Origin of the sequence: Pseudomonas sp. KK4 (assembly GCF_001984065.1) — a bacterium.
In the GTDB taxonomy this organism is placed as follows: domain Bacteria; phylum Pseudomonadota; class Gammaproteobacteria; order Pseudomonadales; family Pseudomonadaceae; genus Aquipseudomonas.
Genome location: NZ_LYVP01000030.1, coordinates 19276 through 34776, shown reverse-complemented (window position 1 = coordinate 34776; position 15501 = coordinate 19276). Strand labels below are relative to the sequence as shown.

14 protein-coding genes are annotated in these 15501 nt (G+C 61.9%); 11 read left to right on the top strand and 3 right to left on the bottom strand.

The window, feature by feature from the left end; genetic code table 11:
• The first annotated feature begins 79 nt into the window (after positions 1 to 79).
• The 5 genes from B0W55_RS12895 to B0W55_RS12875 all read left to right on the top strand — a co-directional run bounded on the left by B0W55_RS12895 (position 80) and on the right by B0W55_RS12875 (position 5218).
• Positions 80 to 1981 carry a sensor histidine kinase gene (locus B0W55_RS12895; protein WP_077046378.1) on the top strand — a complete coding sequence of 634 codons (1902 nt, stop codon included), beginning with the start codon at positions 80 to 82 and terminating at the stop codon, positions 1979 to 1981.
• Complete coding sequence (locus B0W55_RS12890) at positions 1978 to 3306, top strand: sigma-54 dependent transcriptional regulator (RefSeq protein WP_077046377.1); 1329 nt, start codon at positions 1978 to 1980, stop codon at positions 3304 to 3306. The genes B0W55_RS12895 and B0W55_RS12890 overlap by 4 nt, the downstream gene beginning before the upstream one ends.
• A gap of 211 nt (positions 3307 to 3517) precedes the next feature.
• Positions 3518 to 4438 carry an arginase gene (locus tag B0W55_RS12885; RefSeq protein WP_077046376.1) on the top strand — a complete coding sequence of 307 codons (921 nt, stop codon included), beginning with the start codon at positions 3518 to 3520 and terminating at the stop codon, positions 4436 to 4438.
• Entirely contained in the window at positions 4435 to 4809 is a 375-nt protein-coding gene (locus tag B0W55_RS12880) for an EamA family transporter (protein ID WP_077046375.1), read from the top strand. Before B0W55_RS12885 ends, B0W55_RS12880 begins: the two co-directional genes overlap by 4 nt.
• Positions 4810 to 4819: 10 nt before the next feature.
• Positions 4820 to 5218: a transporter gene (locus B0W55_RS12875; protein WP_077046374.1), complete on the top strand. Its 399-nt coding sequence runs from the start codon at positions 4820 to 4822 to the stop codon at positions 5216 to 5218.
• 30 nt (positions 5219 to 5248) lie between these two features.
• Here B0W55_RS12875 and B0W55_RS12870 read toward each other — a convergent pair whose 3' ends face one another.
• On the bottom strand, positions 5249 to 6010 hold the full coding sequence (locus B0W55_RS12870) for a MipA/OmpV family protein (protein ID WP_077046373.1): 762 nt from the start codon (positions 6008 to 6010) through the stop codon (positions 5249 to 5251).
• A 218-nt stretch (positions 6011 to 6228) separates the two neighbouring features.
• Between B0W55_RS12870 and B0W55_RS12865 the strand changes: the two genes are divergently transcribed.
• The 6 genes from B0W55_RS12865 (at position 6229) to B0W55_RS12840 (ending at position 13556) form a co-directional block, all read left to right on the top strand.
• Positions 6229 to 6927, top strand: a complete 699-nt coding sequence (locus B0W55_RS12865) for an HAD-IB family phosphatase (protein WP_077046372.1) — start codon at positions 6229 to 6231, stop codon at positions 6925 to 6927.
• Positions 6920 to 8314 carry an aspartate aminotransferase family protein gene (locus B0W55_RS12860; protein ID WP_077046371.1) on the top strand — a complete coding sequence of 465 codons (1395 nt, stop codon included), beginning with the start codon at positions 6920 to 6922 and terminating at the stop codon, positions 8312 to 8314. Before B0W55_RS12865 ends, B0W55_RS12860 begins: the two co-directional genes overlap by 8 nt.
• Positions 8311 to 9189, top strand: coding sequence for a carboxylesterase (locus tag B0W55_RS12855; protein WP_077046370.1), 879 nt, complete (start codon positions 8311 to 8313; stop codon positions 9187 to 9189). Before B0W55_RS12860 ends, B0W55_RS12855 begins: the two co-directional genes overlap by 4 nt.
• 92 nt (positions 9190 to 9281) lie before the next feature.
• Positions 9282 to 10409, top strand: a complete 1128-nt coding sequence (locus tag B0W55_RS12850; protein ID WP_077046369.1) for a GNAT family N-acetyltransferase — start codon at positions 9282 to 9284, stop codon at positions 10407 to 10409.
• A complete protein-coding gene (locus B0W55_RS12845) occupies positions 10406 to 12178 on the top strand; it encodes a HAMP domain-containing sensor histidine kinase (protein ID WP_077046368.1) in 1773 nt (590 codons plus the stop codon). Before B0W55_RS12850 ends, B0W55_RS12845 begins: the two co-directional genes overlap by 4 nt.
• Entirely contained in the window at positions 12168 to 13556 is a 1389-nt protein-coding gene (locus B0W55_RS12840) for a sigma-54 dependent transcriptional regulator (protein WP_077046367.1), read from the top strand. The genes B0W55_RS12845 and B0W55_RS12840 overlap by 11 nt, the downstream gene beginning before the upstream one ends.
• A 32-nt stretch (positions 13557 to 13588) precedes the next feature.
• Here the strand turns inward: B0W55_RS12840 and B0W55_RS12835 are convergent, their stop codons facing one another.
• Together B0W55_RS12835 and B0W55_RS12830 are read right to left on the bottom strand one after the other, a co-directional pair.
• A complete protein-coding gene (locus tag B0W55_RS12835; protein ID WP_077046366.1) occupies positions 13589 to 14254 on the bottom strand; it encodes a DsbA family oxidoreductase in 666 nt (221 codons plus the stop codon).
• A 180-nt stretch (positions 14255 to 14434) separates the two neighbouring features.
• Positions 14435 to 15466: an alpha/beta fold hydrolase gene (locus tag B0W55_RS12830; protein WP_077046365.1), complete on the bottom strand. Its 1032-nt coding sequence runs from the start codon at positions 15464 to 15466 to the stop codon at positions 14435 to 14437.
• Positions 15467 to 15501 lie beyond the last annotated feature (35 nt).

Sequence of the window (15501 nt, the reverse complement as noted above, 5' to 3'; positions counted from 1 at the left end):
ATGAACGCGTCATCGTTGACGACCATCGCGAGCAAGCTCGCTCCCACAGGCGGGCGCTGGTTGACCCAAGGCATCTGTGATGAAATGCGACCCCAATCCCTACAGCGACACGTCGCCATCACTCGCCGTGAAACCCCGTCTGATCCGCCATCTGTTCCTGCCGCCGCTGATCATCGCCCTGATGATCGGACTGGGTTACATCGGCTTCTGGGTCAGTGAGCACTACGGCATCCGCAGCCTGGGCGAGAACGGCCAGCGCCAGTTGGAATTGCACGCCCGCGCCGTCGAAAGCGAAATCAGCAAATACACCTACCTGCCCAGCCTGCTGGAACTCGAAACCAGCGTTTCCAAGCTGCTGGACGACCCGACCCCGGAACACCGGCAAACGGTCAACGATTACCTTGAAGGCCTGAACCGGCGCAGCCGCAGTCGGGCCATTTACGTGATGGACACCACCGGCCGGGTCATGGCCACCAGCAACTGGCGTGATGTCGACAGTTACCTGGGTGAAGACCTGTCCTTCCGCGCCTATTTCCAGAACGCCGTGCGCGGCCAGCCGGGGCGGTTCTACGGCATCGGCAGCACCAACGGCGAACCCGGCTACTACCTGGCCCATGGCCTGGAAGAGCACGGCAAGATCATCGGCGTGGCCGTGGTCAAGGTGCGCCTCGAAGCCATGGAAGAACGCTGGCAGCGTGCGCGCCTGGAAGCCTTCGTCAGCGACGAGAACGGCATCATCATTCTCTCCAGCGATCCTGCCCGGCGTCTCAAGTCAGTGATCCCCCTGAGCGACGAGACCAAGGAAAAACTCGCCCGCAGCCTGCAGTACTACTGGTTCCCGCTCAACGAACTGCAACCGCTGGCCCGGGAAACCCTGTCCGAAGGCGTGGAGAAACTGACCTTTCCCGCCAACAGCGAGCTGGAGTCCGACGACGAGAACATCAGTTACCTGTCGCAAACCCGGCAACTGAGCGACACCCCATGGAACTTCACCTTGCTCACCCCGTTGCAGGATCTGCGTCGCGAAGCGATCAATCAGGGCATCCTGGTGGCCGTGGCGTTTGCCTTGGTGGCCTTCCTGCTGATTGCCTGGAACGAGCGACGCAAGGTGATCGCCACCCGCCTGGCCGCCCGGGAAGCCTTGCAGCAAGCCAACAATCAACTCGAGCGTCGGATTACCGAACGCACCACCGACCTGCGCGCCAGCAATGAACGGCTCAAGGGCCAGATCCGTGAACGGCGCCAGGCGGAAGAGACCTTGCGGCGTGCCCAGGATGAACTGGTACAGGCCGGAAAACTCGCGGCCATCGGCCAGATGTCCACCAGCATCGCCCATGAACTGAACCAGCCGCTGGCGGCGCTGCGCACCCTGTCCGGCAACACCGTGCGCTTCCTCGAGCGCGGTCAACTGGACGTGGCCAGCACCAACCTCAAGACCATCAATGAACTGATCGACCGCATGGGCCGCATCACCGCCAGCCTGCGTTCCTTCGCTCGGCGCGGTGACGACAAGGGCCAGGCGTGCCTGGGCAAAGGTGTGGACGCCGCCTTGCAATTGCTCGGCGCCCGGGTGGAGAACGCCCACCTGCAAGTGCATCGTCATTTTGAGGATGTACAGGTGCAGATCGACCAGACGCGTCTGGAGCAGATTCTGGTCAACCTGGTCGGCAACGCCCTCGACGCCATGCAGGCGCAACCCCAGCCGGTGTTGTGGCTGGAAGGTGACGCAGTCGATGGCAAATATCGGCTGCGTGTCCGCGACAACGGCCACGGCATCGACGCCGAAGCACGCAAGCACCTGTTCGAACCCTTCTTCACCACCAAACCCGGCGAGCAAGGCCTGGGCCTTGGCCTGACCCTCTCCGCCAGCCTGGCCGCCGCCACCGGCGGTCACCTGGGTGTCGAGCACCCCGCCAGCGGTGGCACCGCATTCGTCCTCAGTTTACCGTTGGTAAGCCCCACTCCCGCCGAGCCAATATGAACAACGACCTTAGTGTATTGATCGTCGAAGACGACCCCCATGTGCTGCTCGGCTGCCAGCAGGCGCTGTCCCTGGAAGACATTCCCTGCATCGGCGTCGGCAGTGCCGAAGAAGCCCTGGAGCGGGTGGGCGACAACTTTGCCGGCATCGTCATCAGCGACATTCGCCTGCCGGGCATCGATGGTTTGGAACTGCTGACCCGGCTCAAGGAGCGTGACCGCAGCCTGCCGGTGGTGCTGATTACCGGCCACGGCGACATCTCCATGGCCGTCGGCGCCATGCAGAAAGGCGCCTACGACTTCATGGAGAAACCCTTCTCCCCGGAACGCCTGGTGGATGTGGCTCGCCGTGCGCTGGAACAACGCAGCCTGGCGCGGGAAGTCTCGTCGTTGCGCCGGCAACTGGCGGAGCGCGACTCCCTTGAGGGCCGGATCATCGGCCGTTCCCCCGCCATGCAGAACTTGCGCGAATTGATCGCCAACGTCGCCGATACATCGGCCAACGTGTTGATCGAAGGCGAAACCGGCACCGGCAAGGAACTGGTCGCGCGCTGCCTGCACGACTTCAGCCGTCGGCATACCCGGCAATTTGTCGCGCTCAACTGCGGCGGCCTGCCGGAGAACCTGTTCGAAAGCGAGATTTTCGGCCACGAGGCCAACGCCTTCACCGGTGCCGGCAAGCGGCGCATCGGCAAGATCGAGCACGCCGATGGCGGCACGCTGTTCCTCGATGAAGTGGAAAGCATGCCCCTGCCCCTGCAGATCAAACTGCTGCGGGTGTTGCAGGAACGCACCCTCGAACGCCTCGGCTCTAACCAGAGCGTGGCGGTGGATTGCCGCGTGATTGCCGCCACCAAGTCCGATCTGGACGAATCGAGCAAGGCCGGTGAATTCCGCAGCGACCTCTACTACCGCCTCAACGTGGTCACCCTGGAACTGCCGCCGCTGCGCGAACGCCGCGAAGACATTCTGCAATTGTTCGAGTATTTCCTGCAGCAGTCGTCCCTGCGCTTCGACCGCGTCGCCCCGCAACTGGACAACCAGACCCTGTCCAGCCTGATGAGCCACGACTGGCCGGGCAACGTGCGCGAACTGCGCAACGTTGCCGAGCGCTTCGCCCTCGGCCTGCCGGCCTTCAAGAAGCCCGGCGCCGCAGGCAGCCCCCAGGGCCTGGCCTTCGCCGAGGCGGTAGAAGCCTTTGAGCGCAATCTATTGAGCGATGCCTTGCAGCGCAGCGGCGGCAACCTGACCCAGGCCAGCCAGGAACTGGGCATGGCCAAGACCACGCTGTTCGACAAAGTGAAAAAGTACGGCCTGAGCCATTAAGCCAAACCTGTGGGCAGCTGATTATCACCGCCCATTTCGGCAATCCGGCGACCTTGCAAGTGATGGTCGACCGGATGTGCCTTGAGGCGGCGGTGAGGGTGAGCGCATCGCTGGCCCGTCCCTTGCATTTACCCCCGACAGCCTGCCCGGCTGGCCTTCATGATCGATGAGGCTGGTGTCGGGCAGGGTCTGCCAAGGGTAATGAGCGACCTTGAACATTTTAGATCTCGATCACAGCCTGACGGCTCAGGCCCCCATCGCGCGGTTGCTCGACAGCGGCCGTGCCAAGCGTCTTGACCTGCTGGACCTGGGCCCCAAACTGCGGCTCTGGTCCAGCGAGCGCACCTGGCGCCAGTTTGCCGAACGCCTGCGGCAGCGTGCACGCCATCGCGGTCCGCAACCGGAAATCTACTTCGTCGGGTCCGGCGATTACCACCATCTGACCCCCGCGTTTCTCACCGACCTGCCAACCAGGGTGAGCCTGATCCACTTCGACAATCACCCCGACTGGGTTCGTTTTGCGCCGCGTCGGCACTGTGGTTCGTGGGTCAACCAGGCGCTGAAACTGCCGAACGTCGAGCGCATTGTCACACTCGGTCCGTGCAGTGATGACCTGCAAAATCCGCAACTCAAGGGCGGCAACCTCGGCGCGTTGAAACGTGGCGTGTTGCAGGTGTTCCCGTGGCGGCACCCGCCGTCGAAAGTCTGGGGTGTGGTCGGCGACGGCGCCGGCCATCAACAGCAGGAAAACCTGCTGCACTGGCGCAACCTCGCCGATCTGGACTGGCCGGTGTTCCTGGAACAGATGATTGCCAGCCTGCCCACCGATGCCGTGTGGATCACCATCGACAAAGACGTATTGGCCAACGAAGACGCCGCGACCAACTGGGATCAGGGCGGCATGCGCCTGACCCATTTGCTGCAAGCCATACTCCAGCTGGCTGCGAGCAAGCGCATCATCGGCATCGACATTTGCGGCGAATACGCCGCCCCCTCTTTCAGCAACGCTCTCAAACGCTGGGAAGCCCACGCCGACCAGCCGCCCGCCGAACGCTGGAGCGCCGACGATCTGCTGCGCAATTCGGCGACCAATCAGGCGCTGATCGAACTGTTCGAGGCATTGTTTCCATGACGGCGACCGTGATTTTGCTGGTGGCGCTGTCCATCGTGCTGGACGTCGCTGGCCAGCTCTGTTTCAAGCTGGGGCTGGACCGATTGCCGGAACTCGACGGCGGGTTTCGCTTGAATGCGTTCTGGGGCCAGGTGTTCAACGCACCGCTGCTCTGGTGCGGGATCGGCGCCTACGTGATCGAATTTTTCGTCTGGCTCGAAGCCCTGTCCCGCGCGCCCCTGAGCCTGCTGTTTCCCGCCGCTGCGCTGGCGTATTGCGGTGTGGTGCTGGCCGGCAGGCTGATCCTCGGTGAACGCGTCAGCCGCCGACGCTGGCTCGGTACTTTCGTCATTACGGCGGGCGTGATGCTCGTGTGTGTCGCCCATGCATGAGACTCAATCGATGACCAACGGTAAGGTCGGTTGGTTACACGAGCGGCTTGGCACGGTGGTGCTGTGGGCGTTGCTGATCGGGTTTGAAAGTGCCGGCCAGATCGCCACCAAGGTCGGTGGCGATCAACTGGGGCAGATGGATTTCAACTTGAAATGGCTGATGGCCGTGGCGGTAACGCCCGGGGTATGGCTGGCGATCGTTTGCTACATCGGGGCATTTTTCGTGTGGATGCTGATTCTGCGACGCAGCAACCTGTCCCTGGCGTTTCCATTGAGTTCGCTGGTGTTTATCGGGGTTCTGCTGGGATCGTGGCTGGGATTGGGCGAGCATATCAGCGTACTGCACTGGGTCGGTGTGGCGGTCATCATGGGCGGAATCGCCTTGCTCGCCGAGGGTGAACAGACCTGACGCCTGTTGAACGGGCGAAGGCGTCAGCGCTCAATCAAACTTGTAGGCAATCGCCGCCTGCACCTGCACCTGATCGACACGGCCGACCTCTTTGACAAGGCTGCTGTCCGCTGCCGATCCCGTCAGGTGAATCCAGCTTGCACTGGTCAGCAATGACCAATGCGGCGCCAGCGGCAATTCGAAGCTCTGGGTCAGCGCCACGTTCTGCAAGCCACCACCGGCGTTGTACGGGCGAATCCCGGACGCCTGCGACTCGCTGGCACCGACACCAAAGAAGGTCTGTGTTTGCCGGGCGTCGGCGAAATGCGCCGTCAGGTTGGTGCTGCCAATCACCCCGCCACCCACTGGATAACCGACCTCCCCACCGACCTGCCCCAGCACGCCACCCTGCCCGGTTCGGCCGCCCACTGCCTGGCCGACCGAGGCAAACACTCTCCAGAAATCGGCCGGGGCGTACTGCACGAACCCACCCACCTCGCCCATGTCCGGAACATCACGCAGGCCTTGCAGCTGACGGTTCGAAGTCCGGCCGGGCAGGTAATTGACGAACGGCCCGGCGCTGAAACCATTGGCATTCAACGCGCTCCAGGTCAGTCCGTCATCAGTACTGAGGCTGACATCGCCCCAGCCCAAATCGAGGTACGGCACCGGCCGGGTCTCATAGCGGCTGCCACTGGGATCGTGGGGTTGATAGCTGATGCCGGCACCCGCCTCACCGGTCATGCCGTCGGCAAAAACATGGGCCGAAACGCAGGTCAGCGCAGCAAGCAGAGCAAAGGGCATTTTCGACATGAGGCAGTTCCCGCAGCTGGATACCCGCGCATCAATCCCCGAATCGTTCGATGCACGCAAGCACTCATGTTGTTTGTAGCGACCTACAAAAATTGTAGCTTCGCCGCTGCCGATATCCTCGCAAGCCCCGGCCCGCCGGGTCCTGGCCGGTTGGCACAGTCCCTGCTCTACCCCCTTGGCAAGCGCAGACGGCGCAAACTGCCCAATAGGTAACGCAGATGATTGACTGGCATATCGTGTGTGATTTCGACGGGACCATCACCCGTACCGACGTCATCGACAGCATGCTCCAACGGTTCGCCGACCCGAGCTGGGAAGCGATCGAGACCCAATGGCTGGCGGGCGACATCGGCTCCCGTGAATGCCTTAGCCGCCAGCTCTCGCTGGTCAAGGCCACACCGTCGCAGTTGCTCGATTTTTTCGACACCATTGAGATCGATCCGGACTTTCCCGACTTTGTCGACCACGTGATCGGCCTGGGCGCTTCCTTCGAAGTGGTCAGTGACGGCATTGAGCAGGGCATCGCCCGCATCCTGGCGCGCAACTACGTCAGCCTGTTGCCGATTCTCGCCAATCGCCTGCGCCAGCTCGACAGTGACAGTTGGCGCATCGACTTCCCGCATGCCAGCGACGCCTGCCGCGCCGCCTCCGGCAACTGCAAATGCAAATCCACCCCTGACACCCGGCGCGTGCTGGTGATCGGCGACGGTCAGTCTGACATGTGCGTGGCCGGCACCGCCGATTTCGTGTTCGCCAAAGATCGCCTGGCCGAACACTGCGAACGCAATGGCATCGCTTACGCGCGCTTCGACAGCTTCGCCGAACTGCCTGCATTGCTGGCTTTGCTGCCCAGTGCCAACGCCGCCAACGCCACCTCTTTCGACACAGAAACACAGGAACACTTCCACCATGTCTGAGACTCGCATCGCTACCCCTGAAGACCAGATTCTCCTGAATAAGGAAGCCCGGTATTGCTCCTACGGCGACACCGTCCATTACATCGATCCACCGCGCATCTTCAGCCGCTGCGAAGGTTCCTATGTCTGGGACACCGAAGACCAGGCTTACCTCGACCTGCAAATGTGGTACTCGGCGGTCAACTTCGGCTACGCCAACCCGCGTCTGAACAACGCACTGAAACAGCAGATCGATACCCTGCCGCAAATCGCCAGCCAGTATCTGCACAAGGGCAAGATCGAGCTGTCGGAAATGATCGCGGTCGATGCCAGGAACAAGTTCGGACTCGACGGTCGCGTGCATTTCAACGTCGGCGGATCACAATCGATCGAGGACTCCCTGAAGGTGGTGCGCAACGCCACCAACGGCAAGAGCCTGATGTTCGCCTTCGAGGGCGGTTACCACGGGCGCACTCTCGGTGCGTCCTCGATCACCTCCAGCTACCGCTATCGTCGCCGCTACGGCCACTTCGGCGAGCGTGCCAATTTCATTCCCTTCCCCTACCATTTCCGCGGTCCCAAGGGCATGACCAAGGAAGAGTACGGCAGCCATTGCGTGCAGCAATTCGCCCGGCTGTTCGAGACTGAATACAACGGCGTCTGGGACCCGAAAGTCGGCCAGAGCGAATACGCCGCGTTCTACGTCGAGCCGATCCAGGGCACGGGTGGCTACGTGATCCCGCCGATGAACTTCTACAGCGAACTCAAGCACGTGCTGGATCAGCACGGCATCCTGATGGTGGTCGATGAAATCCAGATGGGCTTTTATCGCACCGGCAAGTTGTGGTCGATCGAGCACTTCGACGTCAAACCGGACGTCATCGTCTTTGGTAAAGCGTTGACCAACGGCCTCAATCCACTGGGCGGTATCTGGGCCAGGGAAGAGCTGATCAACCCCAAGGTGTTCCCGCCTGGCTCGACCCATTCGACCTTCGCCTCCAATCCCCTGGGCACCGCTGTGGGCCTGGAAATGTTCAAGATGACCAGCGAGATCGACTACGGCTCGATGGTCATGAACAAGGGCAAGTACTTCCTCGAAGGTCTGCGGGATCTGCAAAAGCGCTACCCGATCATTGGCGATGTCGACGGTCTGGGCCTGGCGCTGCGCTGCGAAATCTGTGGCCCTGATGGCTTCACGCCGGACAAGGCAACGCTCGATTTCATGGTGGATGAAGGCATGAAGGGCGACATTGAAATCGACGGTAGACGCCTGGGCCTGATTCTCGATGTGGGCGGTTACTACAAAAACGTGATCACCCTGGCGCCGTCGCTGGAAATCAGCTACCCGGAAATTGACCTGGGCATTGCCCTGCTCGACCGCCTGCTCGACCGGGCCATGAAACGATGAATGCCACGCAGATCGACATGGGCGAAGGCAACGCCGGTTTCGTGCTCGGCAGCGGGGAGGTCGCGGTGCTGTTGATCCACGGCCTGACCGGCACCCCCACTGAATTGCGGCGGGTGGCCATCGGTCTGGCCAAGGCGGGATGCACGGTATACGTGCCGACGCTGGCCGGGCACTGCGGGGACAACGCCGACCTTGCGGCCACCGGTTGGCGCGATTGGTACGAGAGCGCCCGCAACACCTTCGTCGGTGTCCGGAAAAAACATGAGCATGTGTTCGTCGGCGGCCTGTCGATGGGCGCGGTGCTGTCGATGTACCTCGCCGCCGAGCACCCGGGACAGATCGAAGGCTTGCTGCTCTATTCAACGACCCTGCGTTACGACGGCTGGAACATGCCCTGGGTCGCGAAATTGAGTGGCCTGGTGATGTCGATTCCCTTTGGCGTGCACCTGTGCCGCTTCAACGAAAAGTCCCCGTTCGGAATCAAGGACCAACGCTTGCGCGCGATCGTCGAGCGGCAGATGAACGCCGGCGAAAGCAGCAATGCCGGGCTGCTGACCATGTCCGGCGTGAGCGTGCGGGAACTGCACCGTCTGGTGGCGGCGGTAAAAAAACGCATGCCGGCCATCACCACCCAGGCGTTGGTCCTGCACTCGCGCGAAGACGACATCACCAGTCGCTGGAACGCCGACTACGTGGAACGCAAACTCGGCGGCCCGGTGGTCAAGGTCCTGCTCGACGACTGTTACCACATGATTACGGTCGACCTGCAATACCGTCGCGTCATAGAGCTGAGCGCGGACTTCATCCAGCATCGTTTCATGGAACAACGCACCCATGCGCCACCGTTGCCACGGCAATACAGACAACTGGCCTGAACCTGCCTGCCGCCCGCGGCTGCAGCTGTTGCGTAGCGCGCCGACAGTGGCAGGGCGATGGCCGCCATGGTGAGATTTTTTAAGGAAGCGATGTGATCACAGCCCTTGCCTACTCGACGATCGAGTCAATCGACCGCGACGCCTGGAACGACTGTTTTGCTGCCGAACTTGAGGACTGGGATTACTACCGGGCCGTTGAACAGGCCAGGCTGCCCGGATTTGCGTGGCGTTACCTGGCACTGTACGAGGACGGCGCGTTGATCGCAGCCGCCGTGGCATTTACCACGGCTTATTCGCTGGACACCACACTTCAGGGTCCAGTCAAGCGCCTCAGCGAACAGCTGCGTCGATGGTGGCCGGGGCTGTTCGACATCCGCCTGTACGCCCTCGGCTCTCCCGTGGCCGAGCAATGCCATGTCGGCACGGCGCGGCATGTTGGATCAGAACGGCGGGGCGATCTGCTGCGGCAGGTATTGAGCCTGGCACGCCGTGATGCCAATCAGCTCGGGATCGGCCTGCTTGCCGTCAAGGACGCGTCTCACCGCAATGGGCAGTGGTTGCAGGTTTGCCAGGCGGCCGGCCTTCACAGCATGCCGGGACTGCCCAGCGCCGAACTGCCGATCAACTTCGGATCAATGGACGCTTACCTCGGCACCCTCGGCAAATCCACCCGTAAAGATTTGCGTCGCACGCTGCGCGCCCCCGGACCGCGAATCGAGTGGCGGCGCTGTGTCGACGGCTTGCTGCCGCGCATGATGCAGCTTTACGACGCAACACTGAGTCGCAGCGACCTGACCTTCGAACGCCTGCCCCCGGACTACTTCCGCCAGGTTCTGGAAAATCTTGATGAACGCGCTGCCTGCGTACTGTATTGGGTCGGCGACGAACTGGTGGCGTTCAACCTGTTACTGCTCGATGAGCAACGGCTGGTGGACAAATTTTTCGCCCACGACCTGGCCCGGACCCGCGAGCACAACCTGTACGTGCGCAGTTGGCTGGCCAATGTCGACTATTGTATTGAGCACGGCATTGCGATCTACGCATGCGGCCAGGCCGGTTATGCCACTAAGCTGCGCCTGGGTTGCTCCTTCATTGGCAACACCTTGTTGTTCCGCCATCGCAACCGGCTGCTCGACAACCTGCTGCGCGTGGTGAAAACGTTCATCCGACCGGACCGTTCCGACCCCGCCATGGCTGCTGCGATAAGCGAAGCAAGATGATCAAAGACTCCCGCACCGCAAACCGACCTTTCGCCCTCTCCGGCTGGAGCCTGCAGCGCAAACTGGTGTTGGCGTTCTGGCTGGTCAGCGTGATCCCGACCATGATCGCCGCCGAACTGGCGGCCGCCACGCTGTCGCAGATTTTCGACAACAACGTACGGATCTGGCTGCAGGAATCGACCAAGATCGTCGAGGACGAGATCAGCGAAATCCTTCGCGACAACGCCCGGGTCGCGCAGTTGTTCCTGGGCTACACCCGCCCCCCCATCGATGGTCTTTCAGTGAAGAACGACAAGCTGACCACCGACATCGCCGACGCCATTGGCATCGACGTGGTGGCGCTGGTGCGCAACAGCGATCACAAAGTGGTGTACAGCAACGCCGCCGACGACATTGTCCGTCAGATCAGCACCGCACCGAACGCCGTCCTTCAGACCCTGCAAGTCGGTGGTGTGGCCACGGGCACGGTGGTCTCGACTTTCGAAACCGACCAGGCCGGGGTCGATTACAAACTGGTGATCGCCACTTATCTCGACAGCAGTTTCCTCACCAGCGTGGCCGATGTGCATTCCCTGGACCTGCGCCTTTACCTGGCCAAGGGCAATGTCTTCTCGGAAATATTTTCCACCCAGCGCTTCGAGGATCACCCGGCGGCCGTGCCGGAAAAAATCGAACAGATTTTGCGCAGCACCAAGCAACCGATGGAGCAATTCACCAACCGTTACAGCGGTATCTATCGGCCGATCCTCAACGAAAACGGCGAGCTGCAGGGGGTGATTTTCAGTGGCCTGTTGCGCCACAGCAGCCTGGTCGGCCTGGTCAACCAGAGCAGCCTGTTCATGCTGATTTTCCTGCTGAGCTCGGCGGCATCCCTGGCAGCCGGCTGGCTGGTATCGCAGCGCTTGACCCAACCTTTGCGCGGCCTGTCCAAAGGGGTACAAGCGGTGATCGCCGGGGATTATCGCCAGCGCCTGCCGGTGACAGGGGGCGATGAACTGGCCGAACTGAGCAGCACCTTCAACCACATGAGCGAACGCCTTGGCGAGTTGCAGCACCTTGAATCACAGCTGCGCCGACGCGACCGCTTGCACGCGCTGGGTGAAGTGGCCATGGGGCTGGCCCACGAAATCCGCAACCCGCTGGGCATCATCAAAACCGCCACGCAGTTGCTGCACCGGCGGGCGGATCTGCCCGAAAACGACAAGCGACATCTGGAATACGTGGTCAGCGAAGTCAGCCGGATCAACGACCTGATCACTGAGTTTCTCGATTTCGCCAAACCCGGTGAGCCAATGCGCTCAACGCAACTGGCGCGACCATTGGTGGATGAGCTGGCCGGGTTCTGCACACCGGAACTGGTCAGCCATAACATCGATTTGCGCATCGACGATCAGGCTCCCGGCGCCTTCCTGTATGCCGACCCGCGACAAATCAAACAGGCCGGGCTGAACCTGATCGTCAACGCCATCGACGCCATGCCCGACGGCGGGCGGCTGACCCTGGGGATCAGCAGTGACCGGCACTACACGGTCATCAGCATCAGCGACACCGGGCATGGCATCGAACCGGACATGCTTGAGCGGATCTTCACACCGTTCGTCACCACAAAGGCCTCCGGCACCGGGCTGGGGCTGGCGAAGGTCTTCTCGATCATGGAGAGTCATGACGGCCGCATCGAATGCGTCAGTGAAAAGGATGCCGGGGCGACGTTCAGCCTGTACCTTCCGGCCAGCGGCAACGACTTGAACGAGGGCAGCGATGACACATAACGTACTGGTGGTCGACGACGAGCCCAAGCTCTGCGACCTGCTGGCCTCGGCCTTGAGTCAGAACGGTATCCAGGTGTTCACCGCCGGCAATGGCCTGCATGCGCTGAAGGTGCTCGAAAGCGAGGACATCGACCTGGTCATCAGCGACTGGCGCATGCCGGGCATGGACGGCCCGCAATTACTGGCGGAAATCAAAAGCCGTTTCCCGCAATTGCCGGTGATCGTCATGACCGCCTACAGCACGGTGAAAAACGCCGTGCAGTCGATGCGCAATGGTGCTTTCGACTACATCCCCAAGCCTTTCGATATTGATGAGCTGGACATCACCGTCAGTAAAGCCCTGCAATTTCGCGACATCCTCAAAGACAATCAGCGCATGCGCGCCGAACTCGATGAACACCGGCAGATCGACAGCCTGATTGGCGACAGTCCGAGTTTTCGACGGGTGCTGCAGGCCATCGACTCGGTACGCGACAGCAACGCGACGATCCTGCTGACCGGCGAAAGCGGCACGGGCAAGGAAATGGTCGCCAGGGCGATCCACAATCACGGCAACCGCTGCGACCGCCCGTTTGTCGCGGTCAATTGCGCGGCGATTCCCGAAGGGCTGCTCGAGAGCGAAATGTTCGGACATCGCAAGGGGGCGTTTACCGGCGCGGTGGCCGATCGCATCGGGCGCTTCCTGCAGGCCGACAAGGGCACGTTGTTTCTTGATGAAATCGGCGAAATGCCCCTGGCCCTGCAGGCGAAGATCCTTCGAGCCCTGCAGGAACGGGTGATCGAGCCGGTGGGCGACCCCCGCGAACGCAAGGTCGACGTGCGGGTGATCGCCGCCACCAATAAAAACCTGCTGGAGGCCGTGGCCAGGAAGGAGTTTCGTGAGGACCTCTACTACCGCCTCAACGTGTTCCCGATTCCCTTGCCGGCCCTGCGCGAACGGGTCGAGGACATTGCGCCCCTGGCCCGGCATTTCGCCCATACGCTGGGGGCCACGGCGGGAAAAAGGTTTACCGGCTTCAGCGCGCAGGCATTGCAAGCCATGGCCCGTTATTCCTGGCCGGGCAACATCCGCGAACTGCAGAACTGTGTGGAGCGGGCGACCATCGTCGCCTCAGGCGCAGTCATTGAAGAGGAAGATTTGCCGGCCTACCTGTTTGCCTCACGTCCTGCCGAGAGCGACGCACTGATCACCGAAGGTAACGTGCCGGCGAATCTGGAAGCGGCGCTGGCCGAGGTCGAGAAAGCCTACATTCTGGCGGCGCTGGCGCAGAGCAACGGCGTGCAGGCAGCCGCGGCGCAACTGATCGGGATCTCCGAACGCAGCTTCTGGTACCGGCTGAAGAAGCTGGGCATTCACGTCGACAAGATTGTGCGCTAGGCACCGCTCCCCTCTCGCAGCAAGTCGCCTGCTCAGATGACCGTGCCGCCCTTCGCTTCGCTGATGATCTGCCGAATCGCGCCAACGAAGGTTTCCACCGGTTGCCCGCCCGTGACCGCGTACTGACCATTGAACACCACGGTCGGCACCGAGCTGACCCCACGGGACAGCCACAGCTGTTCTTCGTGACGAACCTCTTCGGCATATTCATCCGACCCCAGGATCGCTTCGGCCCGCTGCCGATCCAACCCGACGCCTTGGGCAATCTGCACCAGTTGTGCAGGGTCAGACGGGTTGCCGCCGTCGGTGAAGTAGGCCTTGAACAGCGCTTCCTTCAGTTCCTGTTGCCGCCCTTGCAGCTGCGCCCAATGCAGCAAGCGGTGAGCGTCGAAGGTGTTGTAGATTCGGCTGTTGCCGTCGGTGCGAAACGCAAAGCCGACCTCGGCGCCGCGGGCGCGGATCATTTCGCGGTTCTTCTGCGATTGTTCGGGGGTAGAGCCGTACTTCTCGGTGATGTGTTCGGTGATGTTCTGCCCTTGCGGGCCCATTTTCGGGTTCAGCTCGAAGGGCTGGAAGCGGATCTCGGCACGAACCTCGTCGCGCAGGATATCCAGGGCCTTGAGCAGCCCGTACAAACCCACCGCGCACCATGGGCAGGACACGTCGCTGACGAAATCGATTTTCAATGGAGCACTCATCACTCACCTCGCTGGCTCAAACGCGCCGGAAAGTTCGAACGATACACCCGACAGATAGAACACACACAGATCCATTGTGGGAGCGGGCTTGCTCGCGAATGCGGTGGGCCAGCCAAATACATGTCGACTGACACACCGCCTTCGCGAGCAAGCCCGCTCCCACAGGGGGGGTTGCAAGTGTTATAGGAGATTTTGGTCGGCCACCGGCTCGATCTGCGCCCAGTGCGAGGTGTCTTCACGATGCGCCCGCAGATACGGCAACACCGCCGCCAGCAACGGCGCCTTGAACGCCTCCTGAAAGCGATGGGCCAGGCCCGGGATCAATTTCAGCTGGCTGCCGCGCAGATGCGCCGCCAGGTGTACGCCATGCATCACTGGCAACAACGGGTCGGCCGTGCCATGCACCACCAGCGCCGGCACCCGCAGTTGATTGAGCAGCGGCACCCGGCTCGGTTCGGCGAGGATCGCCATGATCTGGCGCTTCACGCCCTCGGGATTGAACGCACGGTCGTAGGACAGCGCCGCTTGATGGAGCAACGCCTGTCGATCATCGGTCACCTGTGGGCTGCCGAGCGCGGCGAGCAGATCGGCTTGTTGTTCCAGGGCCACCTCGCGGTTCGGCGCGCCACGTCGGGCGAGCAACTGCACCAGCGCCGCACTCGGCGCGGGCAGGCCTTCGGCGCCGGAGGTGGTCATGATCAGCGTCAGGCTCTCGACCCGTTGCGGCGCCATCGCCGCCATGTGCTGGGCGATCATCCCACCCATGCTGGCGCCCAGCACGTGGAACTGATCGATGTGCAGCGCATCCATCAGGCCCAGGCCGTCATCGGCCATGTCGGTCAGCGAGTAAGGCGCCGACACCGGCAAACCCAGCTTGTAGCGCAACACCTCGAAGGTCAGGTTGGCCTCCAGCGGTGCCTGCCGCCAGGTGGACAGGCCGACATCGCGATTGTCATAGCGAATCACCCGGAAACCCTGCTGACACAGCGCAACCACCACCTCGTCCGGCCAGTGGATCAACTGTCCGCCCAGGCCCATCACCAGCAGCAATGCCGGATCGGACGCACGACCGATGCTCTGGTACGCCAGGCTCACCTGCGCCAGATCGACCCGTTCGGTCGGAACATTCACATCGCAACGCGACGCTGCCACGCTTGGCAGACTGATCAATGCGGCAAAAAAAATGACCGCGGAAAAAAACAAAGCACGCATGAAGAAACACCGAAACGCAGAACCCCAGTAGAGCG

Bases quoted from the DNA above. Each gene is read 5' to 3' on its own strand.
- B0W55_RS12895 (WP_077046378.1), top strand. From the start codon at position 80: ATGAAATGCGACCCCAATCCCTACAGCGACACGTCGCCATCACTCGCC.
- B0W55_RS12890 (WP_077046377.1), top strand. From the start codon at position 1,978: ATGAACAACGACCTTAGTGTATTGATCGTCGAAGACGACCCCCATGTG.
- B0W55_RS12880 (WP_077046375.1), top strand. From the start codon at position 4,435: ATGACGGCGACCGTGATTTTGCTGGTGGCGCTGTCCATCGTGCTGGAC.
- B0W55_RS12875 (WP_077046374.1), top strand. From the start codon at position 4,820: ATGACCAACGGTAAGGTCGGTTGGTTACACGAGCGGCTTGGCACGGTG.
- B0W55_RS12870 (WP_077046373.1), bottom strand. From the start codon at position 6,010: ATGTCGAAAATGCCCTTTGCTCTGCTTGCTGCGCTGACCTGCGTTTCG.
- B0W55_RS12865 (WP_077046372.1), top strand. From the start codon at position 6,229: ATGATTGACTGGCATATCGTGTGTGATTTCGACGGGACCATCACCCGT.
- B0W55_RS12860 (WP_077046371.1), top strand. From the start codon at position 6,920: ATGTCTGAGACTCGCATCGCTACCCCTGAAGACCAGATTCTCCTGAAT.
- B0W55_RS12855 (WP_077046370.1), top strand. From the start codon at position 8,311: ATGAATGCCACGCAGATCGACATGGGCGAAGGCAACGCCGGTTTCGTG.
- B0W55_RS12845 (WP_077046368.1), top strand. From the start codon at position 10,406: ATGATCAAAGACTCCCGCACCGCAAACCGACCTTTCGCCCTCTCCGGC.
- B0W55_RS12840 (WP_077046367.1), top strand. From the start codon at position 12,168: ATGACACATAACGTACTGGTGGTCGACGACGAGCCCAAGCTCTGCGAC.
- B0W55_RS12835 (WP_077046366.1), bottom strand. From the start codon at position 14,254: ATGAGTGCTCCATTGAAAATCGATTTCGTCAGCGACGTGTCCTGCCCA.
- B0W55_RS12830 (WP_077046365.1), bottom strand. From the start codon at position 15,466: ATGCGTGCTTTGTTTTTTTCCGCGGTCATTTTTTTTGCCGCATTGATC.